General features: G+C 70.3%; 27 protein-coding genes. 15 read left to right on the top strand and 12 right to left on the bottom strand.

Annotated elements, in window-relative coordinates; genetic code table 11:
• The first annotated feature begins 183 nt into the window (after positions 1–183).
• Positions 184–759: a hypothetical protein gene (locus tag PZC42_RS15035; RefSeq protein ID WP_277212360.1), complete on the top strand. Its 576-nt coding sequence runs from the start codon at positions 184–186 to the stop codon at positions 757–759.
• Between the two features lie 23 nt (positions 760–782).
• Here PZC42_RS15035 and PZC42_RS15030 read toward each other — a convergent pair whose 3' ends face one another.
• The gene (locus PZC42_RS15030; RefSeq protein WP_277212359.1) at positions 783–2,549 is read right to left on the bottom strand and encodes a sigma-70 family RNA polymerase sigma factor; all 1,767 of its coding nucleotides are present in this window, start codon (positions 2,547–2,549) and stop codon (positions 783–785) included.
• Positions 2,550–2,908: 359 nt separating this feature from the next.
• On the opposite strand from PZC42_RS15030, the gene PZC42_RS15025 reads away from it, so the two are divergent.
• Positions 2,909–3,286: an ArsR/SmtB family transcription factor gene (locus PZC42_RS15025; protein ID WP_277212358.1), complete on the top strand. Its 378-nt coding sequence runs from the start codon at positions 2,909–2,911 to the stop codon at positions 3,284–3,286.
• A 39-nt stretch (positions 3,287–3,325) separates the two neighbouring features.
• On the opposite strand, the gene PZC42_RS15020 is transcribed toward PZC42_RS15025, so the two are convergent.
• Genes PZC42_RS15020 through PZC42_RS15010 form a run of 3 tightly spaced genes read right to left on the bottom strand, consistent with a single transcriptional unit; the run spans position 3,326 to position 4,786 of the window.
• Positions 3,326–3,499 (bottom strand): hypothetical protein, encoded by a 174-nt coding sequence (locus PZC42_RS15020; protein ID WP_277212357.1) that lies wholly within the window; start codon positions 3,497–3,499, stop codon positions 3,326–3,328.
• A gap of 13 nt (positions 3,500–3,512) precedes the next feature.
• Positions 3,513–4,604, bottom strand: a complete 1,092-nt coding sequence (locus PZC42_RS15015; protein ID WP_277212356.1) for a hypothetical protein — start codon at positions 4,602–4,604, stop codon at positions 3,513–3,515.
• A complete protein-coding gene (locus PZC42_RS15010) occupies positions 4,604–4,786 on the bottom strand; it encodes a hypothetical protein (protein WP_277212355.1) in 183 nt (60 codons plus the stop codon). The genes PZC42_RS15015 and PZC42_RS15010 overlap by 1 nt, the downstream gene beginning before the upstream one ends.
• A gap of 228 nt (positions 4,787–5,014) precedes the next feature.
• Here PZC42_RS15010 and PZC42_RS15005 point away from each other — a divergent pair, with 228 nt between their 5' ends.
• A complete protein-coding gene (locus PZC42_RS15005; protein ID WP_277212354.1) occupies positions 5,015–5,281 on the top strand; it encodes a hypothetical protein in 267 nt (88 codons plus the stop codon).
• Positions 5,282–5,502: 221 nt separating this feature from the next.
• Here PZC42_RS15005 and PZC42_RS15000 read toward each other — a convergent pair whose 3' ends face one another.
• The 4 genes from PZC42_RS15000 to PZC42_RS14985 form a co-directional block, all read right to left on the bottom strand.
• Positions 5,503–7,272 (bottom strand): alpha/beta hydrolase, encoded by a 1,770-nt coding sequence (locus tag PZC42_RS15000; RefSeq protein WP_277212353.1) that lies wholly within the window; start codon positions 7,270–7,272, stop codon positions 5,503–5,505.
• Positions 7,273–7,446: 174 nt separating this feature from the next.
• Positions 7,447–7,872 carry a hypothetical protein gene (locus PZC42_RS14995; protein WP_277212352.1) on the bottom strand — a complete coding sequence of 142 codons (426 nt, stop codon included), beginning with the start codon at positions 7,870–7,872 and terminating at the stop codon, positions 7,447–7,449.
• A 98-nt stretch (positions 7,873–7,970) separates the two neighbouring features.
• Entirely contained in the window at positions 7,971–8,237 is a 267-nt protein-coding gene (locus tag PZC42_RS14990; protein WP_277212350.1) for a hypothetical protein, read from the bottom strand.
• A 349-nt stretch (positions 8,238–8,586) separates the two neighbouring features.
• Positions 8,587–9,495 carry a hypothetical protein gene (locus PZC42_RS14985; RefSeq protein WP_277212349.1) on the bottom strand — a complete coding sequence of 303 codons (909 nt, stop codon included), beginning with the start codon at positions 9,493–9,495 and terminating at the stop codon, positions 8,587–8,589.
• A 777-nt stretch (positions 9,496–10,272) separates the two neighbouring features.
• Here PZC42_RS14985 and PZC42_RS14980 point away from each other — a divergent pair.
• The 11 genes from PZC42_RS14980 to PZC42_RS14930 all read left to right on the top strand — a co-directional run bounded on the left by PZC42_RS14980 (position 10,273) and on the right by PZC42_RS14930 (position 17,216).
• A complete protein-coding gene (locus PZC42_RS14980; RefSeq protein WP_277212347.1) occupies positions 10,273–10,776 on the top strand; it encodes a hypothetical protein in 504 nt (167 codons plus the stop codon).
• Entirely contained in the window at positions 10,773–11,300 is a 528-nt protein-coding gene (locus tag PZC42_RS14975) for a hypothetical protein (RefSeq protein WP_277212346.1), read from the top strand. The genes PZC42_RS14980 and PZC42_RS14975 overlap by 4 nt, the downstream gene beginning before the upstream one ends.
• A gap of 25 nt (positions 11,301–11,325) precedes the next feature.
• Positions 11,326–12,093 (top strand): hypothetical protein, encoded by a 768-nt coding sequence (locus PZC42_RS14970; RefSeq protein WP_277212345.1) that lies wholly within the window; start codon positions 11,326–11,328, stop codon positions 12,091–12,093.
• Between the two features lie 34 nt (positions 12,094–12,127).
• Positions 12,128–13,114, top strand: coding sequence for a DUF7007 domain-containing protein (locus PZC42_RS14965; RefSeq protein WP_277212344.1), 987 nt, complete (start codon positions 12,128–12,130; stop codon positions 13,112–13,114).
• 231 nt (positions 13,115–13,345) lie between these two features.
• The gene (locus PZC42_RS14960; protein ID WP_277212343.1) at positions 13,346–14,593 is read left to right on the top strand and encodes a hypothetical protein; all 1,248 of its coding nucleotides are present in this window, start codon (positions 13,346–13,348) and stop codon (positions 14,591–14,593) included.
• Positions 14,590–15,399: a hypothetical protein gene (locus PZC42_RS14955; protein WP_277212342.1), complete on the top strand. Its 810-nt coding sequence runs from the start codon at positions 14,590–14,592 to the stop codon at positions 15,397–15,399. Before PZC42_RS14960 ends, PZC42_RS14955 begins: the two co-directional genes overlap by 4 nt.
• A 55-nt stretch (positions 15,400–15,454) precedes the next feature.
• Complete coding sequence (locus tag PZC42_RS14950; RefSeq protein ID WP_277212341.1) at positions 15,455–15,625, top strand: hypothetical protein; 171 nt, start codon at positions 15,455–15,457, stop codon at positions 15,623–15,625.
• A 54-nt stretch (positions 15,626–15,679) separates the two neighbouring features.
• Entirely contained in the window at positions 15,680–16,126 is a 447-nt protein-coding gene (locus PZC42_RS14945) for a hypothetical protein (protein ID WP_277212340.1), read from the top strand.
• Positions 16,123–16,605 (top strand): hypothetical protein, encoded by a 483-nt coding sequence (locus tag PZC42_RS14940; RefSeq protein ID WP_277212339.1) that lies wholly within the window; start codon positions 16,123–16,125, stop codon positions 16,603–16,605. The genes PZC42_RS14945 and PZC42_RS14940 overlap by 4 nt, the downstream gene beginning before the upstream one ends.
• Positions 16,602–16,991 carry a hypothetical protein gene (locus PZC42_RS14935; protein WP_277212338.1) on the top strand — a complete coding sequence of 130 codons (390 nt, stop codon included), beginning with the start codon at positions 16,602–16,604 and terminating at the stop codon, positions 16,989–16,991. The genes PZC42_RS14940 and PZC42_RS14935 overlap by 4 nt, the downstream gene beginning before the upstream one ends.
• 27 nt (positions 16,992–17,018) lie before the next feature.
• Positions 17,019–17,216 (top strand): hypothetical protein, encoded by a 198-nt coding sequence (locus tag PZC42_RS14930; protein WP_277212337.1) that lies wholly within the window; start codon positions 17,019–17,021, stop codon positions 17,214–17,216.
• A 122-nt stretch (positions 17,217–17,338) separates the two neighbouring features.
• On the opposite strand, the gene PZC42_RS14925 is transcribed toward PZC42_RS14930, so the two are convergent.
• On the bottom strand, positions 17,339–17,809 hold the full coding sequence (locus PZC42_RS14925) for a hypothetical protein (RefSeq protein ID WP_277212336.1): 471 nt from the start codon (positions 17,807–17,809) through the stop codon (positions 17,339–17,341).
• Between the two features lie 231 nt (positions 17,810–18,040).
• Positions 18,041–18,781 (bottom strand): YfbU family protein, encoded by a 741-nt coding sequence (locus PZC42_RS14920; protein ID WP_277212335.1) that lies wholly within the window; start codon positions 18,779–18,781, stop codon positions 18,041–18,043.
• 118 nt (positions 18,782–18,899) lie between these two features.
• Here PZC42_RS14920 and PZC42_RS14915 point away from each other — a divergent pair, with 118 nt between their 5' ends.
• The gene (locus tag PZC42_RS14915; RefSeq protein ID WP_277212334.1) at positions 18,900–19,955 is read left to right on the top strand and encodes a hypothetical protein; all 1,056 of its coding nucleotides are present in this window, start codon (positions 18,900–18,902) and stop codon (positions 19,953–19,955) included.
• Between the two features lie 3 nt (positions 19,956–19,958).
• On the opposite strand, the gene PZC42_RS14910 is transcribed toward PZC42_RS14915, so the two are convergent.
• Positions 19,959–20,225: a hypothetical protein gene (locus PZC42_RS14910; protein WP_277212333.1), complete on the bottom strand. Its 267-nt coding sequence runs from the start codon at positions 20,223–20,225 to the stop codon at positions 19,959–19,961.
• Positions 20,222–21,508: an AAA family ATPase gene (locus tag PZC42_RS14905; RefSeq protein WP_277212332.1), complete on the bottom strand. Its 1,287-nt coding sequence runs from the start codon at positions 21,506–21,508 to the stop codon at positions 20,222–20,224. The genes PZC42_RS14910 and PZC42_RS14905 overlap by 4 nt, the downstream gene beginning before the upstream one ends.
• Between the last annotated feature and the right edge of the window lie 3 nt (positions 21,509–21,511).

The following is a 21,511-nucleotide window of genomic DNA, read 5'->3' as shown; positions in this document are numbered from 1 at the left end:
TGCGAAGGCGCTGCTGCCGCGTCGGGCAACGTGGTGGCCACCGCGGCGGTGGAGGATGGAGCCTGATCGGAAGACCACGCGACGTGATGACCACCCTCGGCTAGCGTGCATGCGTCCGGGCTCGACCGACCGCCGCCGCCTGCGACTTGCTCTCCGACACCGAGGATCGAAGGAGTTCCACCTGTGACTACGGCCCCGACTGGCGCCGGCACCGCCCCGATCTCCGGAGCTACGGCCGTCGATGAGCTGTTGGGCGAACAGCGCGAAGCGCTAGGCCCTCTCATGCCCAGACTCGGACTGACCGTGTACTTGGCGGCCCGGCTCGAATTCACGTTGCGCTTCGTCCACTCCGTTGCCACCAACAAGCGCATCGACCACCGCGTGCCGCAACGCAATCTCGTCGACGAAGCGATCAGAGCCGTGGAGCACGGGGAGAGCTCGATAGAGGTCGGCCTCGTCAAAGATTGGCTCCACAACACTTCCCGCACGCTCGACATGCGAGGCGGTCTGGCGCACGCGCTGTGGTCGGTGACCTCCGACATCCTGCCCGAGGACATGAGACGCACTGGCATGACCGAGGACGAGGTCGCCTCGCACGTTCCAGGCCTGGTGCACCGATCGGAGCTGCGAATCGACCAGACCTTGGCGACCAGCCCCGAGGACCTGGACACACTGTGCAGCGAGATGAACCGCCTGCTCGAGAACGGCGACCGGATCGTGAAGATGACCAAGAGGGCAGCGTCGAGGCCGGAGGTGTAACGCGTGGAGAGTGACCACCGAGGCTACGCCCACCAGCACCATGCCGAGTCACGGGAGTCGAAGTCGCCGCCCGACCGCACCAGGACCACCGAAGTCACGTCCAGGGCGTCGGCCGGGAGGATCGCAAGCTCGAAGTCCAGGTAGGAGTACCCGGCCACGTCCGCGGCGATGTCAATCGCCCAGGTTTCGGGTCCGGTCCTTGTGACCTCGCCGCGTGTGGCACTGACCCCGAGCACGGCGTCGGGCGACGCAGCTTGCACCACAAGACGCAAGTCCTCACCGCTGGCACCGACCGCGATGCGGCACATAGTCGAAGTCTCGCCAGCCGCCGGGCCTTCCTCCACGAGCTCCGGGACGTCCGGGTCGCCGACACCGGGCGCGGTGTCCTCCTCGAGGAACTCGTCGATGCCGGAAGGCAGGCCCTCCTCGCCCGGCTCCTGGACGCCAGGATTGCCGTCGCTGATGGGCAGGTCGTCCTCTGGCGGCGACTGCTCGTCCGGGTCGCCGAACTCTGGCGGCAGCTCGCCCGGCTCTTGGACCTCAGGATCCTTCGCCTCGACGAGCGGGGCGTCGAGCTCGACAAAGTCCTGCTGCTGGCGCTCTGGCAGCGAGGAGACCTCGGCACTGACCTCCTGCACGTGGATCGCGCGGCTCACGTCAGCGGTTTTCAGCTGGCGGTCACGCGCAGTGCCGTGCGCGGGCGCCGCGGGCGACGACTCAGTCCCGGGGGCAGCTGGGACATCGCCATCGTCGGGTGAGGGCTGCGGGTCGGGGGCCGGTGTGATCGCAATCGGCTGCGGGGTCTCAGCAGCAAGCGTTGCGTCGTCGGGAACGACGATCGGTGCTGGGGTGCGCGCTGCAGCTGCGGCGCCCGCGGCGCCGCCTCCTGCATCGTCGCGCATGTCGGCAGGCATCAGGACCGCGGCGGTAGCCACCGCGGCCGCGACCACGGTCGTGGCACCGGCCAGCGCCACCGTCGCGGTCTTGGCAGATGCCCACGTACCCCCGCGGGCGGCCGAGACCGCCTCCCCAGGCACGGCTAGTCCCGTCGAGACCGGGGCAACGAAGAACCACGGAGCGAGAGCGCGCAACGACTGAGCCGCGTCGCCGATGTCGCAGTAGGCGGCTGCGCACGACCCGCACTCGTCCAAGTGTGCCGACACCCGGTCGTGAGCCCGGGGCGGCAGCGACCCACGCTGGTGGCGGCGCAGTTTCGCGCGGACCCTGCGGCACCGTGGCTTCGGGGCATGCTTGGCGTGCGCAGCGGCGAAGTGGTCGGCGAGCCGGTCCTGCGCGCGGGACAGGCGCATCGTGACGGCATGCGCCGAGATCTGGCCAGAGTCGGCGATCTCGGTCACGGACCAGCCGCGTGCATAGCGGGCCAGGAGCACGTCTCGGTCGTCGTCCCCCAGACTGTCCAGCGCTCGACGCATGAGGTCGACGTTGGCGGAGCGCTCGATCTCGTCGGCCGGGTTGGCACCATGGTCGGCCCACCCTGGTGGTACGACCTCGGGGAGCTCGCTGGTCAGCTCCGTGCGCGTCTCTGCCCGGCACATCGTGACGGCCTCGTTCAGCGCGGCTCGCGTGAAGTAGGCCCGGGGGTCGGCAACGACGTGTCCGGCGGCGAGCTTGGCCATGATCTTCTCCATCGCCCGCGCGGTCGCGTCATCGGCGTAGCGAGGCCCGACTTTCGCCAGCACGATCCGGCGCACCGGCTCGGAGTGCTCGACCCACCACTGTTCGGCCAGGGTCTGCCACCGCGTGCCGCCCGTCGTTGTCATGCCACTCATCGCCCCTTGCGTGATGTCTCATGCCGCCCCCACTGGTGGACTCTCGAGCGCGTCGGTGAGCACGGCGATCCACGGCCCGCACTCTCGTTGGTCAGGTTCTCCAGCCAGCGGTTCGTCTCATCGGCCGAGTCGATGGCCTGCTCGCCGACACCTGAGGGTCTTGGTCACGGCAGGTCCTTCCAAATGACGACGGGCAGGTGCGTTCTTCCACGAGGCTTGGTCCACGATACCTATAATCCGTGTCCTCGCATCCTAACGCCGTATACCTGATCGCGTAGTGCGCACTGTGATGCGCGACCTGCGTGCCTCCAGACGGTGTTCAGGTGTCGCCGGACGTAACCTTCGGCCACAATGGGCCAGTGCCCAAGCAGATCGCCAAGCCCGCCGGCCGGCCAGACGAGGTCGAACTCGCCGTCGCCGTCTTCGGCAACCAGGTCAAGCACGAGATCGTCCGGTACCTGTCCAGCCGGGACCCGGCGTTCTTTGGTGACGTTGCAGCCGGGACAGAGCTCTCCCGCAGCACGCTGTCTCCGCACCTGGCAGAGCTCGAGGATCTCGGTGTCGTCGTCGTCGACGTTCCCCGCGGCCAGCGCCGTGGCCGCTCCGTGCGCTACTCAGTCGACCGCGAAAGGGTGGGTCAGCTCCTGCAGGCGTGGCTGACGTACGCCTTCGGCAACGACTCGCTGGGCTACTTCCTGGGCGGGGAGTACCTCAGCCAACAGGACCAGCAGGACTGACAAAGCGCCCCGCCCACCACATCGTGAGCGAGGAACTCTTCACAGGCCAGACCTAGGGCCTTGTTTCAGGAACTGGTGCCCGCGGCTCGCAAGGCCGGCGGACATGGCCAGTAGCAGCTGTTCGGCTTCCACGAGGGTCGCAAGCATGTCGGACCAGCGCGTCTCGTTCTCGACCGGCAGCAGAAAGCGGAGCGCCGGGGCGGGAATGCTCATGTTGTGCACCCTCTCAGGCTTGACAAGAGGTTCCCTTGAACTCCGGCGGAGCGCCGCGATCACTTAGGTCCACGGGCACGATCCGGCAGACGATCTGACGCAGAGCGATCGATCCGGACAGCGGCATGGCCGACATCCGGACCCACCGGTGCGCGCCGCCGCGGTCAGCGAGGCGGACAACCAGAAGCGAGGCTGACGACGACCCAGCAGCATCGTCCACGAACGCGTTCAACCGGCTCAGGTCGTCAGGATGGACCAGCTCCGACAGGTAGCCGCTGGAGACGTCGCGCAGCCCGATGCGGGCCCAGCCCTCCTCGGCCTGACGCTCGAAGGTGCCGTAGGTGACGTCCACGGTCATGAACGCAGCGTCGACGTCGAGGCGAAACATGTCGAGCACCTGCAGCTCGGGGTGGGGCTCGTCGAGGGCGGGTAGGCGTTCACGCACCTGGTCGTCGGAGGCGTGGCTCAGACCGCGCAGGTAGACGCGTCCCGCGTCGTCCGTCCCGGCCCGCGCGACCAGGCGCATGGGCACCTGGCCGGAGCCGATGGGGTCCAGGACGCAGTAGCCGACGATGTGGAGCTCGTCGACGGGCTGCCGCACTCCTTGCTCAATCAGGTCTGCCAGGCGCAGCTTGCTCGCTGGCTCGACCCGGTCGGAGAACCATCGAGCCACGTCGCGGGGCTTGCCGGGGTCGACCGTCGAGTCCTCGTAGATCTTGGCCATGACGTCGTCCCAGTACGCGGTGCGTTGCGCGGGCACGCCAGGTTCGATGACCCACTCCCAGCAGCCCACCTCGGGTGGTGCGTCGCAGTGCTGATCGGCGGGCGCGGCCAGGCCGAGGGCTCCGACGATCGTGCCGGAATGCGGTGTGCGGAGGACGCGGACGCAGATGTCGAGCCTTGCGTCGTCGAAGGTCGCGTGCGAGGTGTGTTCGTCTTGCCCGCCGGTGATCGCGGCCATCATCGCCGGGTGCAGCACGCGCGTCCCGACGACGTCGAGGACCGTGCGGTGGCTGATGCCGGCGAGTTCCTGGTCGCCGACGCTCAGGACCGCACCCGAGACGTCGATGAGGACCCACTGTCCCCCCACCTCAAGCCGGCGCATCAGTCACCCCGGTCGCTAGGGTCGAGGTCGACGTCCTGCAGCGCCAAGGCGAACTCGACCCGCTGGCGGTTGGCGGGCACTGTCATCCACGACGCCTCTCCCCCGGCACGCTCGACAGCGAGGTCGCGAGCTGCCAGCTCGCGCTCGGCACCGACGAGTGCACGTGAGGTCAAAACGGGCATGGTTCTCTCCTGGGATCGGGCCACTGGTCCTTCGGGTACCTGGCAGGACACGAATACGGTCCGCACCATGACGCGACCTGAGGGCAAACTGCGCCGTGACGCACATCACGCCTGTACCGGTTGCCGAGCCCGCCCGGCGCGGTTGACCATCGAATCTCGGCCCTCACTCTCGAGCAGGGGAGCGGTCACTGCCCATTCATCAGCAGCCCTGAACTGGGAGTGATCGTCATGCCTGACGCTCTGTATGCCGCCATGTCGGCCAGCGAAACGTTGCGCGCCATAGCCTCGCAGCGAGCACCGGTCTCCGCGACGCACCTGATCCGCGATGGCTGCGCGTCGGTCGGCGACATCCACGTCCTGCTGGCCAGCCAACTCATCGAGGCACTGTCCGACGGACGCCTGCAGCTGGCCGGCGACGCCGAGGCCGTGCTGCACCAGCAGGCGCGCTCCCTGGTCGAGGCGCCCGCGCACGCCGAGTGCCGGGTGAGCTCTTGACCCCCGACATCGGGTAATTCGCCTCTGGCGCTTTCTTCGCCCCTACCCGAGGGCGCGATGTGCTCGCCGTCGGTTCTGGCTGCCCTCGCGACTCGAACTGTCGTGGCCCCGGGTGACGGGCGGGGGTGCGCCGGGCGACGTGTCGGGGTCGGCGCGCGGAATGCGGGGCGAACGTTGGGGCGGAACGACGCGATGCGGGCGGCCACGAGGGCCACCCGGCGCTACTGGATCGAGGTGTACTCGGGCTCGTAGTCACCGGCGTGGATGCCCGGCTGGCGGCGGCGTCCACCCTGGGGAGCGGGGAGTTCGTCGTCGGGGGCGTAGGTGGTGGCTTCGCCGCCGGTGATGACCTCGACGATGTTGTTGAACGCCGTCGAGCCCTTCTCGTAGACGCCGGAGTGGGCCTTGAACGGCCCGAGGGACTCGACGGTGCCCGAGGTGGGGTCCTCGGCGTCGAGCCAGCCGGTCTCCAGACGGGTGACGCCCTTCGCGGTCAGCGGGGATGCTCCGTGGCCGAGGGATCCGGCATCGGCGCCTTGGATCAGGCCGACGACGCCGTCGTTGCGGGCCATCAGGGTGTAGTGGGGAGCCTGCCGGGTGTGCGGGTAGTCGCCCAGGTCCTCGACGCCGCTGCCCATCCCGGCCGGGGCGACATACAGCACCCGGTCGGCGCGCAGGCCGGCCTGCTCGGCCTTGCCCACGACCGCGGACCCGTAGGAGTGCCCCGTGACCGTCAGCGTCGAGGTCTCGGGGTGGGTGTCGATCGCGGCCGTGAAGTCCCGCAACCGCGGCGCCATGTCCACCGTGTACTTGTCGCTCGCGGCTTGAGCCTTCTGCGGGAACGCGCCGTCGGCCCACGCGATCACCGCCGTCGGCTCCGCGCCCCGCTTGTCCTGGTTGGCTTCCCAGTACAGGTTGTAGGCGCGTTCGTCGGTGCCGTGAAACCTCTCCATCAGCGTGCCGGTGCCGGGCACGTGGACCGCAACGTTGCCCACCCAGTCCGGGATGTCCCCGGCGTCGTCGAACACCCCGTGGTAGGTCGCGATGGACGGCCCGTCGGGGTCGAACGCGACCACGTGCACCCGGTCCGCGACCTGGGGCATGCCGTCAGCGTCGAACCAGAACCGTTCCACGCCCTCGGGGACGGCCAGGTACGTCTCGTAGCCTGCTATGGCCGCCAGGAGGTCGTGTCGTTCTCCCGTCAGGTCTGCATGGGGGCTTGACCCGGCCATGGCGTAGGAGCCGGGCGGGTAGTCCAGCTCCGCGTCGATCTCGGCCAGCCGGGCCTGCAGCCGGGAGATCTCCGCGCGGATGTTGGTCTCGTTGGCCTTCGCCCGGTAACCCAGCGGTATCCCGTCCAGGTTCCCGATCACCCGCGGTGTGGAACGCACCAACGCGTCCTTCTGCGCCGGGCTCAAGGTGTCCCACACCTGGCGCACCGCCGCGGCCGATCCCAGGGCCACCAGCCCCGCGGCCGTGATCGCTGCCGCGTCCCCGGCCCACACCGAGGCCTGCACCCCGGACGCCTGGCCCAGGGAGACCGACGGCACCGCCGAGTCGATCGCGCGCACCACCTCGATCTGCTCCAGGCGCCGGGCCGTCAGCATGTCCGCCTCGACGCGGCGCACCGTCAGGGCGTTCCACTGGTTCCGGAAGTCCTCGACCGCACCGGCCGCCCCGGCCCACCGGTGCCCGGCATACTGCGCCTCGACCGGCAACGCGAACACCGGCGGCGCAACCAGGAACGACGCCGCGTACGGGAACGCCTGCGGCGCCTGCTCCACCGTCAGGTGGCACCACTGCTGCGCCTGCCCGATGGCCTCGGCGCACCCCGCGGAGACACGCCTCGCCGCGACCCGGATCGCGTCCACCTCATCGACGTACTCGCTGTGGATGCGCGCGGCCTGGTCGAACCCCTCGGCCAACAGCCCGAACCGTCCGCCCGCCTCGGTGACCTGCGCACGCAACCCATCGATCGACCGCGCCGACATCTCCCCCAACGCCTCACTCGCAGCACGGGCATGCCGCGACTGCTCCGCGCATGCCTCGGACACCAGACGCAGAGCCTGCGCATACCGGGCCATACCCTCGGTATCACCCAGACCAGGATCCCCGACCAGCACCTGCGCGATCACACCCACCAACCCCTCTCGCAAAGCACCTGGTCAGTCCTTCGTCGTGTGTGGACTCACCAGCGTGATGCTCAGGTTCTGGGGTGCAGGAGGTTCTCGCCGCGTGTAGCCGATGTCCACGTACCAGGAACCGGCATCCGTAGACCGGCGCAGCTCGGTCCCGCCGCCGGTCTCGTGCTCGACGGTCTCGCCCGCGGTCCACCCCTCGGCCACCAGCAGATCCACCATCTGTTGGCCCGCCTCCTGCGGCGTGATGGCGGCCTCGGGCGCCAGCACGACCGTGGCGTTCCATTGCCACCAGCGTTCCGGGTTACGTTCCCGGTCACCGCTCTCGGCATTCACCAGCACCGCCCGCGAGGAGGTGCCGTCGTCCTGCACCCGTTCGACGCCGTCGATCATGGTCAGCAGCGAGGCACCGATCTCCTCGGACTCGGCCTGCAGCTCCGACTCGGTCGCCATCTGTCCTCCCCCTCCACACCCGGCCAGCAACACCATGGCCACCAGCGCCGCCGCCACCCGCCCACGAAGCGTCGTCCTTGTCATGGTCGCCTGCGCGGTCACCGGACCTCCTGCCCGAGGCGGGCATCGATGCCGGCAAAGCTGGAATCCACGGCCTCGAGCCCGGCTCGCGCATCCGCGACCACCCGGCTCAGCGCGTCCGCCGCCGCGCCCAGCGTCACATCCACGGTCGACGCCGCTGCGGACACCTGTGGCGACCCGAAGTCCGGCAACACCAGGCACTGTGACGAACCTGCACGCAGGGCCGCATCCAGGCGTGAGGTCGCCTGGTTCAGGGCCGCCTCGGTCAGCTCAAGATCTGCCACGCACGGCCCCGTCTCTCGTTGTCAGCCCAGTCGATATCCGCCCGGCACACTACCGCCCCGAGGAGCGACCATGCCTACCTGGCGTCACGTCGGAGTGTCGGCCGGTGTGCCGCCGTCGTGCACCGCGACGCGGACGGCACCCAGGCGCGCGACCCGCAGCACCGCACCGCACCACACCGGCCACGAGTCCACCAGGGCGGCCCCGCCCGAAAGCGCACAGCACTTGGTCCTCGTTCCCGACTCCGACGAGGGTGGCGCCCCACGGTTCGCGCACGGCGCGCGCTGGTCTCGGCCCATTCGTGCCTGCCAGGCCGACACCGGGGTATCGGGGCGGCGTCGGCCGAAACGCTCACCGTGGAGGGCTACACGCACCTTCCCCAATACGGGCCGGCACCTCGAACATGTCTTGCAGGACCTCGATCGTCGGGTCGTACCGGTCCGCCAGTCCGTTGAGCCACCGAGACGCCATGTCGGCGGCGCTCGGCGCGTCCTGCGCGCCGGCCGCCGCCTCGCCCAGCGCGGCTGCGTCGTCGACCAGCCACTCAGGTAGCAGGTCGCCCAGGATGGCGAGCAGCGTGAGCACCGATACGTGCTGAGCGCGGTCGTCCGTGCTGACACCAGGGCCGAAGAACTCCGCCAGGGCGGTGACCGCTTCGCGGGCGGCGAGGGCGACGGCGGCGTCTTCCACTGCCGAGGTGATGTCACGGGCGGTGTCGCACAGCTGCTCGCACCGGTCGGTGAGGTCGGTGAAGTCGATCTGGTCGAGGGAAGGATCGGGCCCGCCGTCGAGCCAGCTCCGGACGCGCGCCAGGTCGGTCGGGTCAGTGCGGTCCAGCCCGACGGTGGACAACACGTCAAGCCAGGTGCCATCAGCAGGGTCGTACAGGCCCGTGGCCGAGCACACGAGCGCGAGGCGCACGGCGAGCATCTCGTCGGACTCGGCGACCTCGGCAGGCTCGCTGTCGTCGACCTCGGCGAACACCCGTCGACGTCGGACGAGGTCGTCGGGCAGCCACATCAGCGGGTGCCACATGAAGGCGGCCTCGGCCTCGGGCCATCGCAGCGAGTCGCCCGCCCTGCCGACGTAGTCGGGCACGGGGGTGTTCGCCACGGCGCTGACCAGGATGCCGTCGTGCCCGAGGCCGGACTCGCCGGCGAATGACTCAGCGTGGTCGTCCAGATCGAAGATGGACGAGCACAGCAGCAGCCCTGTGCCAGGCTCGGCGAAGTGGGCGATGCGGCTGGTGGTCGGCGTCATGACAGGTCCTCCGAGGTCGTCTGGCGGCGTGCGTACCCCCTCGTCGTGGACCATGCACGCGAGCTGGAGCCTCCCCCGCGGCCGCAGTCGGAGGCATCCCGCTCCTACCGACGGCCCAGAACCGGCTGCGAGGTGCCCGGGACGGGCGCCGTCCGAATCTCCCGGTTGCTCCCAGCAATCCGTCTGCGGTCCGGTGCCCGCCATGTCGTAGTTGCCCCCGCTTGGGCGCTAAGTCCGAATGGGCACCCCGATGGAGCATCTTCGCCCAGGTCACACGCGGTTTTCGCGCCCCGACCGGCAGAGGGTGCCCAGTGGTGCCCAGTCGCCGCTGGGCACCCATCGCCGCAGGTCAGACAGCAGAAACATGCCCAAAAACGGGGGGTGCCCCGCTGCCCAGTCGCCACAGCAGATACATAGAGACCCAGACATCATTCATTCTTTAGTGAGTCAGACAGGGACACGGACTGAATGAATGATGCGAGAGTCTCTTATATATATATCTACTAACTGGTCAGACTGGTCATCTATCTATCTATCTATCTACGTCACCTCCAAATATGTACTCTGACCTGCAGCAACAGGTTTGCCAGGAGTGTGTACCAACATGCCCAGTCGCACGACACCCGCGCTGGGCGCCCCTCCGCGGTCCCAGCCAGGTTTGCGGCCCCCACCTGCAAAAACACCCTGCCCGGCTTGCCCAGTCGCGACTGGTCACCCCCACACGCCGCTACCAACCGCACCAGTCACCCACGCCGAATCGCTGTCAACACCCCGGGCATGAGCACCTTCACCGAGTCAGCGCACCCGCGGGCGGGCGACGGGAAGTTCGAGGCCAAGGCCGTCAGCGAGGCGCCGGGTGGCACCGAGGCCCTGTCCCCCACGCCCGCACCGATGGACCCCGTCGACCTGGGCGAGGTGCTGGACGCCTACGACCGCCAGATCGGCGCCCTGCAGTCCGACCGCGAGCACCTGGCGGGCCGCGAGGTCGCCCGCGCCGTGACCGCGGCCCACCCGACGGCCGCGCGCCTGGAGCTTGAGCGCGACGACGTCGAGGGCATTTTCACCGCGACCGAGGTGCTCGACGCCCACGGAACCCGGCTGGGGACCTACGACGACCTGGCGCGCACCGACCCGACTCTGGGTCGGCTGCCCGGATGCCTCGGCGCCGACAGCCCTGGCTTCACCTCCCACGACGGCATGTGGGCAGCGAGCTACTGGCTCGCGCTCGACGGCCAGCGGCCGTCTTCACCGGCCCAGCCCGGCCCCCAGGAGCCGGCATGACCAACCCGGCCAAGATCAAGGGCGACCAGACCGAACGCGAAGCGCTGGCGTGGATCGCCACCGGCTGGCCCCACCTGCTGCGCCCGAATGCCATGCGCATGCTCGGCGCCGGCCGCCGCGACGACATCGGTGACCTGTCGGCGATCGACGACGTCGTCATCCAGGTCAAGGCCAGCAACCCGCGCACCCTGACCGCCGCGCTGCGAGCGGCCGCGCACGGTGCCGCCGCCCAGCGCGTCAACGCCGCGGCACGCTTCGAGATGGGCCTGACCAAGTACCCGAACGCCCGCGGCGGCTCCGTGCGCTGGCTGGCCACCTCTCTGGTCTGGCCCGGCCCCGTTGAGGCCGTCCTCGACGCCGGTGCGGCTGTCAGCAAGGCCGTCGTGTTCGTGCGTGACGAGGCCGGGCCGGCCCGCACCGACCGGGTGGCCGTCGTGCACGGTCGTGGACTGCCGGTGATGTACCTCGCCCCCGCCGAAGCGTGGATGTCCGCATTCGAGCACGCCGCCGCCGTCGCGGCCTGAACACCTAGGAAGGGCCGAAGCACCGATGAGCGCACCACCACACCCGAGCACCTTCACCGAGTCAGCGCACCCGCGAGCTGGTGACGGCCGGTTCGCGACCAAGCACGTCGCCGAGGCTGCTGGTGGACTCGACGCCCTGGGGCCTGCCGCCGTGGTCGAGACGGCCACTCGCCACCTGGACCTGGGCGAGTCCACCTACCTGCACCCCGGCCAGCAGCGCAGCCTCGCTGCCGCGCTCGGAGCCCTGGACCGCTGCGACGTCGGCGGCGACGCCGTCGTGGACGTCGATGACGACCACGTGACAGTCATCGTTCGCTCCGGTCAGGGGCGCACCATCGAGGTGGAGGTCACCGGCGGTGCGTCACCGAGCGCGCACACCAGCGTCACCGAGCCATCCAGCGACCTGGACTGCTGGGACGGCGCGTCCGGCGACGACCCCGACACCGTCGCCGAGAGCCTCGGGCGGGCCATGAGCGAGGCGCGCGTGCGCCGCGAGCTCGCCCTGGCGCTCGACCTGCAGGGGTTCAGCGGCGGAGACGGAGTCGACGTCGAGCCCCGTCCGGCGCTGCTGACCGGCCAGCACCCGGCGCTGAACGTGTGGGTCGACGACCTGGACCACCAGGTGACCTGCTACGACACCGGTGAGATCGGCGTAGTCGTTGACGGATCACCCCTACGCCCGCAGGCCTGGACCGACTTCTTCACTGACCTGGGTGAGCGCACCGACGGCACGCTGTCCCCTGGATCGCTACGGGACGCCGCAGCCCGGGCACACGCGGCCGCGGCGGCGTAGTTCGCCGCAGCGATCGGGCGTCAACACACCGGGCATGAGCACCTTCATCGAGGACCTGCACCCCCGCTCGGGTGACGGCAAGTTCGCGACCAAGGCCGTCGACGAGGCCGACGGCGGGCTGTCGGCGCTGAGCCCGGCCGACGCCGCCGCGCCGGGCCGCGACGTGACCGGTGAGCTCACAGACCGGCTGACCAGAGGCGGCATCGCCTGGTACTCCACGCCCGGTGGTTCGCCCGAGATGGCCACCGACTCCCCCAGCGACACGGTGCGCTGCGTGCTGGACACCTTCGATTCCGCTGGGCTCTGGATCCGCAGCGAAGAGATCGCCGGGCGCCTGATCGACGACGGGTTCATTTCCGAGGTGAACTACGGCGACGAAGGGCCGGGACGGTGTTGGTCATTCCGCCCTGCGGAGATCGTCCGTGAGGCGCGCTGGCATGCCGGCCCTGTCGGTCTCGACGCCGATCGGGCGCTGTCCAAGGATCCCGCCACGGCCACCGCGGACGACCTGCACGTGGTGCTCGCCGCCGAGAATGACCCCGCGCTGCCGGAACACCATCGCGCCCAGCTCGCCCAGTGGGCCAAGGGCGCCCGGCACGTGGCCGGCGAGCTGGTGCCCGACTACGACTATAAGGACATCAGCCAGTGGGGGTACGAGCCGAACGTGCACTACACCCGGGTCGGGGTGGCCCGCGGTCAGCGCTCGATCGCGCAGGGCATCACACAGTTCTCCACCGACACCTCGGGCGGGTATGCCCTGTCAGATGAGCGCAACGTCTTCGTGGCGCCGGCGTTGCGCAGCGAAGACCGCGTGTACACCGGCGTCCAGGCCGCCACGGTCGAGGCCGCTTTCCCGCGTGAGGTCGCGGCCGCCGAAACGCAGGACGCGAATGGCGGACGCGGTGACATCTTGACGTTCACCCGCGACGATCTGGCTGCTGCGCGGGTTCACGTACGGGCGAGGGCGGCTTGCGGCGCGCTGTATGACGCCCGCCTGTACGGCGGCGGTTCGACCCGTTGAACCGGGCAGGCAGGCGGAGGCAAGGGCGACATCGGCGAGCTGACGGGCGACGATCGTGGCGCCGCCCGTGCTGGTGCGCGCGAGGCGGCTGACAGTGTTCGGCCGCCCCTCGCGCGCAAGCGCCTCTCGGTAGGCGCCATCCTGCATGTCTTGCTGTCGTGCGCATCCAGTGCGCATGCGAACCCGCCGCGTTGTCGTCGCCCGGCTCGCGAAGCTGTCAACACACTGGGCATGAGCACCTTCACCGAGGACCTGCACCCCCGCTCGGGTGACGGCAAGTTCGCCACCAAGGCCGTCGACGAGGCCGACGGCGGCACCGACGCGCTGGGACAGGCCACTGGCACGTTCGCTGCGACGTCCGTCTCGTCCAACCTCTCGGAAGACGGCCAGGCGCTGTACGACGCCGTGTGCGACCGCGTGGTCGATGCTCATCGTCGGGTCCGAGCCGTCAACGCCGAGACCGAGCCCGGGCGTGCCGAGCGCGCGACCTACCTCGGGTTCGCCGAGGCCACCTCCGAGGCTGCCGCGATCCTGGCCGACCCCGACCTGCTGTCCGAGCCGGACCCTGACGAACGCGCTCGCCAGATCAACGACCTTGCTGATGTCCAGCGTCAGCTGATGCGCCACGACCATCGTCCCGGGCGTCACCCGGCCACGCGCGACCTGACCGACACCGAGACCGACCAGGCGGTCGAGTACCTGGCCGACCAGATCGCCTACGAGCTCGAAGGCCACGATGCCGCCCGCTCGCACGTGGCAGCGTCGAAGTCGGACGGCCGGCTGCACGGCTACACCCACGCTGCCGCGGACATGATCCTCGGTCCCGCCGGCAGCAGGATCGACCTGGAGACCCACCACGCGCTGGCCGTGCGCCTGCGGTCCGTGTGTCGGCCCGAGGACCCGACCGACCGCAAGCTCGACACGGTGCGCGACCTCGCGCGGGCCGAGCAGCGTCGGGTCGAGACCGAGCGCGCCCTGGCAGTCGAGTACGAGGCGACCACCGCCGTGCTGGGGGCCGAGATGCGCCGCCGGACCGCTCGGCGTGAGCTCGACGACGCCCTGGACGCTGCATTCTCGCTGCACGGCCAGCGCAAGGCACAGCCGCCCGAGGCGGGACGTCGGCTGCGCGAGGCCGAAGAGCGCCACGCCGCGGCAGTGGGTGCTTCGCGCGAGGCCGAGGCGTCGTGGGTCCGCGCCCGGGCAGCGTCCGCCTACGCCCAGCGCGACCAGATCGCGAGCGAGGTCGCCAAGCCGATGCCGCAGGTGAACGACGCCTCGTCGTCGTCGTCGGTGGAGGTCCATCTGGTCGCCGCCCGCTCACTGCACGACAACGTGACCTTCGCTCTGCAGGCGACCCCCGCGAACGACCCGGTCCAGCACGAGCGGCTGCGCCAGGCCAGCGAGATGACGACCGCCCGCATCGCCAGGCTCGAGTCCACGTGGCGGGCCGCCAAGAGCCGAGAGGAGAACCCCGCATGAGCGCCTTCACCGAAGATCTCCACCCGCGCGGCGGGGACGGCAAGTTCGCCACGAAGGCCGTGGAAGAGATCGACGGCGGCCTGGTGGCCCTCGACGAGGGCATGGACACCTGCGACTCGTGCGGCGAGCAGGTCTCCTACCTGTCGTCGGACCGCCGCTGCGACGGCTGCACCGAGGCCGACGCACAGGTGGCCGCGCGCCTGGCCGAGGGCGACGAACCCGACGTGCGCTTCTGGGACAAGGTCGCCGAGGTCATGGGCTCCGAGCACGAGTGGGACGACGTCGGCGACTACCTGGACCCGATCTGCGACAAGATCGTCGCCATGGGCCGCCCGCACCCCGGTGACTGGAACGCCGACCGCGACGGTGACTACGCCGATGCGTTGCGCCAGGCCGGGTTCGGGCGCGCGCGGCGAGACTCCGACGCCGGCCGGCTGGACGCGCTGGCCACCCACCTGGCGGCCACCGAGCACTGGGGCGCCGACGAGCTCGACGCCGTGTCCGAGATGGTCGCCGCCTCGGGCCGACCTGATTTCAACACCGACCCGGACGACTATGCCGACGCGCTGCACCGGTGGCGCCTGGAGCAGGGCTACGACTCCCCCAGCGCCCACGACCGTGCCCATGCCCTGGCCGAGGCCGCCGACCTGCCCGTGATGGGTGGCGTCCTGGCCACGATGTCCGACCGCGGCATCGACGTCGACAGCCTCGGCACCGTGCACGTCCGCACCATGTACACCGATCACGTCGGCCCGTTGATCGACACTGCCCGGCCTGGTCGAACCCGACCCCGGACCCGCACCTGACTGGCCCGCCCGCGACGTGCGCGACGACGTGCGCGAGGTGTGTCAGAAGGCAGGCGTGCCGACGCTGGCCGACCTGATCGAGGTCAGCATCGAACGCGGACAGTTCCACGGCGGGCACTCACGTGAGCTCGAGCCCGAGGTGATCGAGCGGATCTGGAACACCCACGCCGGGCCCGACCTGGACCGAATCGAGCAGGACCTGCGCCTCCACGCCGGCCAGGTCTAGACGCCGCCGTTCGCGTGCATGGTCCAAGGCGACCGACCGACACAGGAGTTCTCCATGCACACCACGGCACTCGACATGGCGACCGCGACGGCGGTGTCCGGACCGGCCGGGCCGGAACGCGACGACGTCGTCGCCGAAGTGTTGCGACAGGTGGTGCACGACGGCGGCTGGACCTTGACCGTCCTGACCGGCTCTTCGATCCGGCACGCCGGCTTCCCTGCCCGGGTCGTGGACGTCGTCGATGCCCGTTCACGGCAGGCGCGCGACCTGCTGATCCACATGGGCGGCGGCATCTGGAACCGGCACCTGCTCGTGGTCGACGACGTCGCCGACCTGCCCGCAGCGAACCGTGAGCCGCTGACACGGATCCTGCGGGTGCTGCGCGGCACCGGCCTGACGGTGGTGCTGGCCTGCGAGACTGGCGAGCTGACGGCGGCGGAGCAGGCGAACGTCGCCCACGTCGTCCCCGGTGGCCATCCGCTGTCAACACACCGGGCATGAGCACCTTCACCGAGTCGGCGCACCCGCGAGGCGGGGACGGCAAGTTCGCGACCAAGGCTGTGTCCGAGGCGCCGGGCGGCACCGAGGCCCTGACCGGCCTGGCGGCGACCCCGCCGGGATACGTGCCCAGCTCGCTGCGCGGTCGCGACCCGTTGACGCGCCGCCAGTTCGGCGAGCCGCGCACCGGCGTCTACGGCGACACCGAGTGGATCCACGGCGGCGAGGCGCATCGCACCAACGGCCCGGCAGTCCAGCGCAACAACGGAACCGACATCTGGGCGGTCCACGGCAACCCGATCCTCGTGCGTCACAGCGACGGTGCTGAGACGTGGTGGCTGGACGACCGGCTGGTGGGGCGTGAGGAGTCGACGCGTGAGGACGTGCTGAACCACGCACGCGCGATGCGCGACTGGGACACCGTCTGGGCGATCGAGGCCTACGACGTCTGGTACGAGCGAACACAGGGGGCGACGTCATGACCACCTTCACCGAGTCAGCGCACCCGCGAGGCGGTGACGGGAAGTTCGCGACCAAGGCCGTCGCCGAGGCCGACGGCGGCACCGGAGCCCTGGACACGTCGATCGACGACGCAGGGGTGCGCGGCTTCACCGATCGCGTCGTGGCCGGCGACTTCGGTTGGCCTGCCTACCCTGGCGCGTCCGAGCTGGTCACCGACTCACCCGTCGACGTCATACAGTCTGCGCAGCGCGCGACGGGCCGTGATCCGCGCGATGCGCAGCGCGTCGCGGACGAGCTGATCGCCGACGGAGTCCTGGAACCAGTCGACTACGGCGACGAGGGCCCCGGTGCGTGTTGGCAGTTCGAGCCGGACGAGGTTCTCGGCGAGGTCCTGCAGGACCGCTGACCCACCGGGATCGTCTGGGGCGGCCAGATGTCCATCTGCAAGCACTGCGGCCGGACCATCGCCACCACCGGCTACTGGGCCGGCTGGGTCCACGCCGAAGGCGCCCAGCACCGCCTGGGCCGTTGCCACACCGACGACAGCGGCCTGCCGTACGGCTACAACGCCGAGCCCGCGGGCGAGCCGTGCACGTTCTCGTGCTTCGGCTACGAAGACGGCGCAGCATGAGCCGCCCCAACCGCGCCGCACAAGCGCAAGCGCTTGGCGGGAGCGACGCTCGCGTGCGTGATGGCGCGTTGCCGCGGTCGAGTTCCGACTGCGTTCGATCGAAGCCGGTGGTCCTGCGACCTTCACCTCCTCTCGTCAACACCAGCGCTGAAGCGCTGACGAACCTTGGCTTCGAGCCTCGCGTCATACCGAGCACGAAGCACCATCGCGCCGGTCGCGATGAGAACGCCGTACAAGGCTGCAACGACCGGCACGACGAGAGACTCGTCGTCCAGCCAGCCCCCGTCCCGGGTGGCTGGAATGAGAAGCGCCACGGAGACCACGAGAATCGTCGCGACCAAGGTCACCGTCATGCTCAGACGCGTGGAACGCGCGAACCTGCGCTCCGCTTCCCTCATCCCCAGCAGGACCCGCACTTCGTGGTCCAGTGCGCCGCGCAGCGCATCCCGCCCTCGGCCGTCGGGCAGCGTCGTGAGAAGTTCAGCGTCGCCCTTGATTCGGGCGACTCGGCGCCCATCTCGAGTAAGCGCTGGGATTCGAGAGAGCAGGGCGATGGCTATCCCGCCAAGGAACGTGAAGATCGCTGGCCACATGCGGCGCACCTTAGCTCCCCGAAGAACTGGCGGCGTCCTGGACGTTCGTCGCCCACGAGATACTCCTGCCGGAGGGTCCGATAGCCGCCCACGAGACGCACGCCGTGACCACTGCACGCCACCAAGCTGCAGGACGCCGCCGGAGGCAAGGGCGACATCGGTGAGCTGATGAGCGACGACCTTGCCGCCGCTCGGTGCTGGTGCGCGCGAGCGGCGGCTGACAGTGCTCGACTACGCGGCCGCAGCCACCTTCCGGAGCTCGTCGGCGTTCAGGTCGAGCCTCGCGCGCCGCTGTCCGCGGCCGTGGACCACCTCGCGCCAGATCGGCCGAAAGACCTCGAGCATGCGCTCGTAGGTGGGCAGCATCGGGACGTGGGAGTTGCCGCCGTCGGCGGCGTCGAAGTCGTCCTCGAGGTCGGTCCAGCGCCTGTCGGTCTTGATGAGGTAGCGCAGGTAGGTCAATAGCGAGACCTCGCGCGTGTCGTTGCCGTCGAACCCGTGGAACGTCAGGTCCTCGATCGAGGCGGGGTCGATTGGTGCCTCGAGCCGGGACATCGACCCCTTGAGGACCCTGAACATGTCGAGGATGTCCCACAGCAGAGAGGCCTCGGCGCGAGAGAGCTCGGCACGCAGTGCGCCGACGAGGTTGCCGTACTCCCCTGCGAAGCCGTCACGCAGGATCTCGGCCGCCTTGCGGTGGTGCCGGTCGGGGTGGGTCGGGTCGTTGAGCAGGTCGAGCACGTCGTGCATCAGCGCCATCAGGTAGCGCTCGCTCGGCGCGATGGTGGCGGGCGTGAGGTCGTCGAGGCGCCGGCGGTCTGTTCCAGGCTCTGCGCCGCCCGGAGGTCCGACCAGCTCGGCGATCAGGTCTCGGATGACGTCGCTGGCGCTCTGGTCGTGCGCCTCGGCGTAGGCCTCGAGGGCGGCGCGCTGGCTGTCCTCGACACGGATGGTGATCGGTCGTCGAACCATGGTTCCTCCGTACTACTGTGGCGTCATTCTGTATGCGTCTTACTGTCTTACGTCCAGTGTACGTGCGAACCCGCCGCGTTGCCGTCGCCCGGCTCGCGACGCCGTCAACACACCGGGCATGAGCACCTTCACCGAGGACCTGCACCCCCGCTGGGGTGACGGCAAGTTCGCGACCAAGGCCGTCGACGAGGCGCCGGGCGGCACCGACGCGCTGGCCGACGAGTTCGGCGACTATTGGGACGCCTCGATGTGGGACGAGGCCGACGCGCCGGACCACGACGACCGCGAGGCCGCGCCCACAGCGGAGCCCGAACCGCGCCCGCGCGACGCCCTGCTGGCTCCCACATCAGGCCTGGAGCGTCGCCGTCGAGCGCTGCTGGACTCGCGGGCGTTCATCCCGGCGGTCGCGCTGGACGACGACCTGACGGCCCGTTCGCCGGCCGCCTGGTGGGACGTGCAGTCGGTGACCGCCCAGCACGGCATCGGCGAGCCGCACAAGGTCGACCCGGACACCGAGCTGGCGACCTATCACGGTGGCGGGCTCAGCCTGCGCATGCCCAGCGCGGACGCGCTGCGGGAGTTCTCCCGGCAGGTGGACGACGACACGTTCGACTTCCCGGTCTCCTACTCCCGCGGCGAGCAGGAGGTCTCCGGGTGGGTGCGCGCCACCCGCACCTCGCCGACCTCGTGGTCGGTGCGCCCGCTGTCGATGGACTCCGAGCAGCACGTCCCGGTGCGCGCTGCTGTCACCGCGGTGCTGGAGTCGACTCGGCCGACGCACTCGCTGGACGAGACCCGCGACATCGTGGCCGACTACCGCCGGCGCAGCACCGGCGTTCCGATGACCGGTGTGCGCTCGTCGTGGGTGGACGCCGTCGGCTACGACGACGCCACCGGCACGCTGGTAACTCAGGTGCGCGACCAGGCCTACGGGCACCTGGTCGACCAGAAGGTCTTCGAGCGGATCCGTGACGCGCGCTCCCCCGGGGCGGTGTTCAACGCCCTGGTGCGCGGCAGCGACCGGGCCGAGGTCGAGACCTGCCCGGGCTGCGGACGCTTCACGGTCGCAGGTGGTGCGAAGCACACGTGCGGCGATCCGCGCGTGGTGCGCACCCAGGTGCCGCTGGCCGACCCGGTGCGCCGCCGCGCCGTGGACGCCACCGGCGGGCGGTAGTGCTCAGCTGACTCCCGTGGGGGCGATGTGCACGGCGATCGCCTCGGCGTTGAGCTCGCCGGGCGGCAGACGCAGGCGGCCGCGTGCAGGCAGTGCGACGACCTCGAGGTGGGGCGTGGAGGCACCAGAGGCCAGCAGGTCGGTCGCGGCGGGCATCGCGGTCTCGGCCACGGCTCGTTCGTCGAAGGGGCCGAGGAGCAACCGGCGCTGCGCGGGGCCCTTGCGGACAGTGGCGACGTAGAAGGCGCGAGGCCACAGGGTGCGGCTCACCACGGCTCGTGGGCACACAGCGCCTCGCGCACGGCGACCCCCTTGGCGACCTCTTCCACGTCGAGGTCGTCGGTCTGGCGCAGCGTCTCGACCCACTGCCCGTCGTGGATCCAGGTCAGGTGGGTCAGGTGGCGCGAGGCCATGACGCACAGCCGTCCGGTGGCCAGCGCATGAGTGGAGACTCCGTCCTTGCCGACCAGCGGGTCGAGCGCGACGACGGCGTGCCACTGCCCGCCCTGCAGCCTGTCGGCGGTGCCGACGGCGACCCCGGCAACGCCCATCGCGGACAGGTGCGCTTCCACCGCGCTCTGCTGAGCGTTGTGCGACACCACGACCGCGACGTCCAGTGCCGTGGTGGTGCCGCTGACCTGGTCGCCTTCGATGATCTCGACGCCGATCAGGTCGGCGGCACGGCGTGCGACGAGTGCGGCGGTGGAGGCCGAGTAGGGGTCGGAGGTGGGCGGGATCGTGACGGCCTCGATCTCGTCGCGGCCGCGCAGTCGACGGTCAGGTCGGGCGGAGGCGAACGAGATGTCGTACAGCGGCGCGATCGCGTCGACCGTGAGCTGTCCGAGGCGGTAGGTGCGCGGCAGCGACAGCCGCATCGCGTCATCGCGCTGGGAGAACACCTCGGGCGCGCGCATGTGCGGCGCGGCGGGCATCTGGTCCCAGGCGCTGGTGTTCGCGGTGACCACAGGGCCGATCTGGCCGGGGTCACCGACTAGCACGACCTGCTCGCAGTCCTCGGCCGCGCCGGAGACCAGCTCGAAGGTGGCCTGGTATGCCTCGTCGACGATCAGCACGTCCTTGCGGGGCATGAGCCGGGCCAGAGAAGCCAGGGTGTTGACCAGGATGGTGCCGCGCCCCAGGGTGTCCAGGCTTCGGTCGCCGCTGGAGGGCAGCACCCCGGCGGGCAGGCGTTCAACGGGCCAGGACCGGATCCCGAGGCGCACCACATTGGGGCCGACGAGGGCGGCGATGCGTCCGGCCACTGCGACGGCGGCTTCGCGGGTGAACGCTCCGACGGCGATCGTCAGGTCGGTGCGCCGGTACAGGTGGCAGACCAGGTCGCCGATCAGAGTGCTCTTGCCCGCCCCGGGCGGGGAGTCGATGACGGTCACGGGGCGTCCGGACCACGTCTCGTACATCGCCTGGGCCAGCGTGGACCCCGGCGTCAGCGGGCGCGGCTCGTCCGAGGCTACGGCGGCTTCGACGGTCGGAGCCGCCGACCTCGGCGCGGTCGGTCGCGCGAACCCGGGGGTAGGGAGCGTCTTGGCGTGCATGGC

This window comes from Isoptericola croceus (genome assembly GCF_029382255.1).
In the GTDB taxonomy this organism is placed as follows: domain Bacteria; phylum Actinomycetota; class Actinomycetes; order Actinomycetales; family Cellulomonadaceae; genus Isoptericola; species Isoptericola croceus.
The sequence above is the reverse complement of the archived record's forward strand: the minus strand, read 5'-3'. Positions and strand labels throughout refer to the sequence as shown.

What these genes read in the sequence shown, in the direction of transcription:
- PZC42_RS15010 (WP_277212355.1), bottom strand. Translation starts at nt 4,786, where the DNA reads ATGCCCGTTTTGACCTCACGTGCACTCGTCGGTGCCGAGCGCGAGCTG.
- PZC42_RS14945 (WP_277212340.1), top strand. Translation starts at nt 15,680, where the DNA reads ATGCACACCACGGCACTCGACATGGCGACCGCGACGGCGGTGTCCGGA.
- PZC42_RS14995 (WP_277212352.1), bottom strand. Translation starts at nt 7,872, where the DNA reads ATGGCGACCGAGTCGGAGCTGCAGGCCGAGTCCGAGGAGATCGGTGCC.
- PZC42_RS14980 (WP_277212347.1), top strand. Translation starts at nt 10,273, where the DNA reads ATGAGCACCTTCACCGAGTCAGCGCACCCGCGGGCGGGCGACGGGAAG.
- PZC42_RS15015 (WP_277212356.1), bottom strand. Translation starts at nt 4,604, where the DNA reads ATGCGCCGGCTTGAGGTGGGGGGACAGTGGGTCCTCATCGACGTCTCG.
- PZC42_RS14925 (WP_277212336.1), bottom strand. Translation starts at nt 17,809, where the DNA reads ATGTGGCCAGCGATCTTCACGTTCCTTGGCGGGATAGCCATCGCCCTG.
- PZC42_RS15000 (WP_277212353.1), bottom strand. Translation starts at nt 7,272, where the DNA reads ATGTCGGCGCGGTCGATCGATGGGTTGCGTGCGCAGGTCACCGAGGCG.
- PZC42_RS14960 (WP_277212343.1), top strand. Translation starts at nt 13,346, where the DNA reads ATGAGCACCTTCACCGAGGACCTGCACCCCCGCTCGGGTGACGGCAAG.
- PZC42_RS14970 (WP_277212345.1), top strand. Translation starts at nt 11,326, where the DNA reads ATGAGCGCACCACCACACCCGAGCACCTTCACCGAGTCAGCGCACCCG.
- PZC42_RS14915 (WP_277212334.1), top strand. Translation starts at nt 18,900, where the DNA reads ATGAGCACCTTCACCGAGGACCTGCACCCCCGCTGGGGTGACGGCAAG.
- PZC42_RS15030 (WP_277212359.1), bottom strand. Translation starts at nt 2,549, where the DNA reads ATGAGTGGCATGACAACGACGGGCGGCACGCGGTGGCAGACCCTGGCC.
- PZC42_RS15020 (WP_277212357.1), bottom strand. Translation starts at nt 3,499, where the DNA reads ATGAGCATTCCCGCCCCGGCGCTCCGCTTTCTGCTGCCGGTCGAGAAC.
- PZC42_RS14935 (WP_277212338.1), top strand. Translation starts at nt 16,602, where the DNA reads ATGACCACCTTCACCGAGTCAGCGCACCCGCGAGGCGGTGACGGGAAG.
- PZC42_RS14985 (WP_277212349.1), bottom strand. Translation starts at nt 9,495, where the DNA reads ATGACGCCGACCACCAGCCGCATCGCCCACTTCGCCGAGCCTGGCACA.
- PZC42_RS14920 (WP_277212335.1), bottom strand. Translation starts at nt 18,781, where the DNA reads ATGGTTCGACGACCGATCACCATCCGTGTCGAGGACAGCCAGCGCGCC.
- PZC42_RS14905 (WP_277212332.1), bottom strand. Translation starts at nt 21,508, where the DNA reads ATGCACGCCAAGACGCTCCCTACCCCCGGGTTCGCGCGACCGACCGCG.
- PZC42_RS14955 (WP_277212342.1), top strand. Translation starts at nt 14,590, where the DNA reads ATGAGCGCCTTCACCGAAGATCTCCACCCGCGCGGCGGGGACGGCAAG.
- PZC42_RS14965 (WP_277212344.1), top strand. Translation starts at nt 12,128, where the DNA reads ATGAGCACCTTCATCGAGGACCTGCACCCCCGCTCGGGTGACGGCAAG.
- PZC42_RS14975 (WP_277212346.1), top strand. Translation starts at nt 10,773, where the DNA reads ATGACCAACCCGGCCAAGATCAAGGGCGACCAGACCGAACGCGAAGCG.
- PZC42_RS14930 (WP_277212337.1), top strand. Translation starts at nt 17,019, where the DNA reads ATGTCCATCTGCAAGCACTGCGGCCGGACCATCGCCACCACCGGCTAC.
- PZC42_RS15005 (WP_277212354.1), top strand. Translation starts at nt 5,015, where the DNA reads ATGCCTGACGCTCTGTATGCCGCCATGTCGGCCAGCGAAACGTTGCGC.
- PZC42_RS14940 (WP_277212339.1), top strand. Translation starts at nt 16,123, where the DNA reads ATGAGCACCTTCACCGAGTCGGCGCACCCGCGAGGCGGGGACGGCAAG.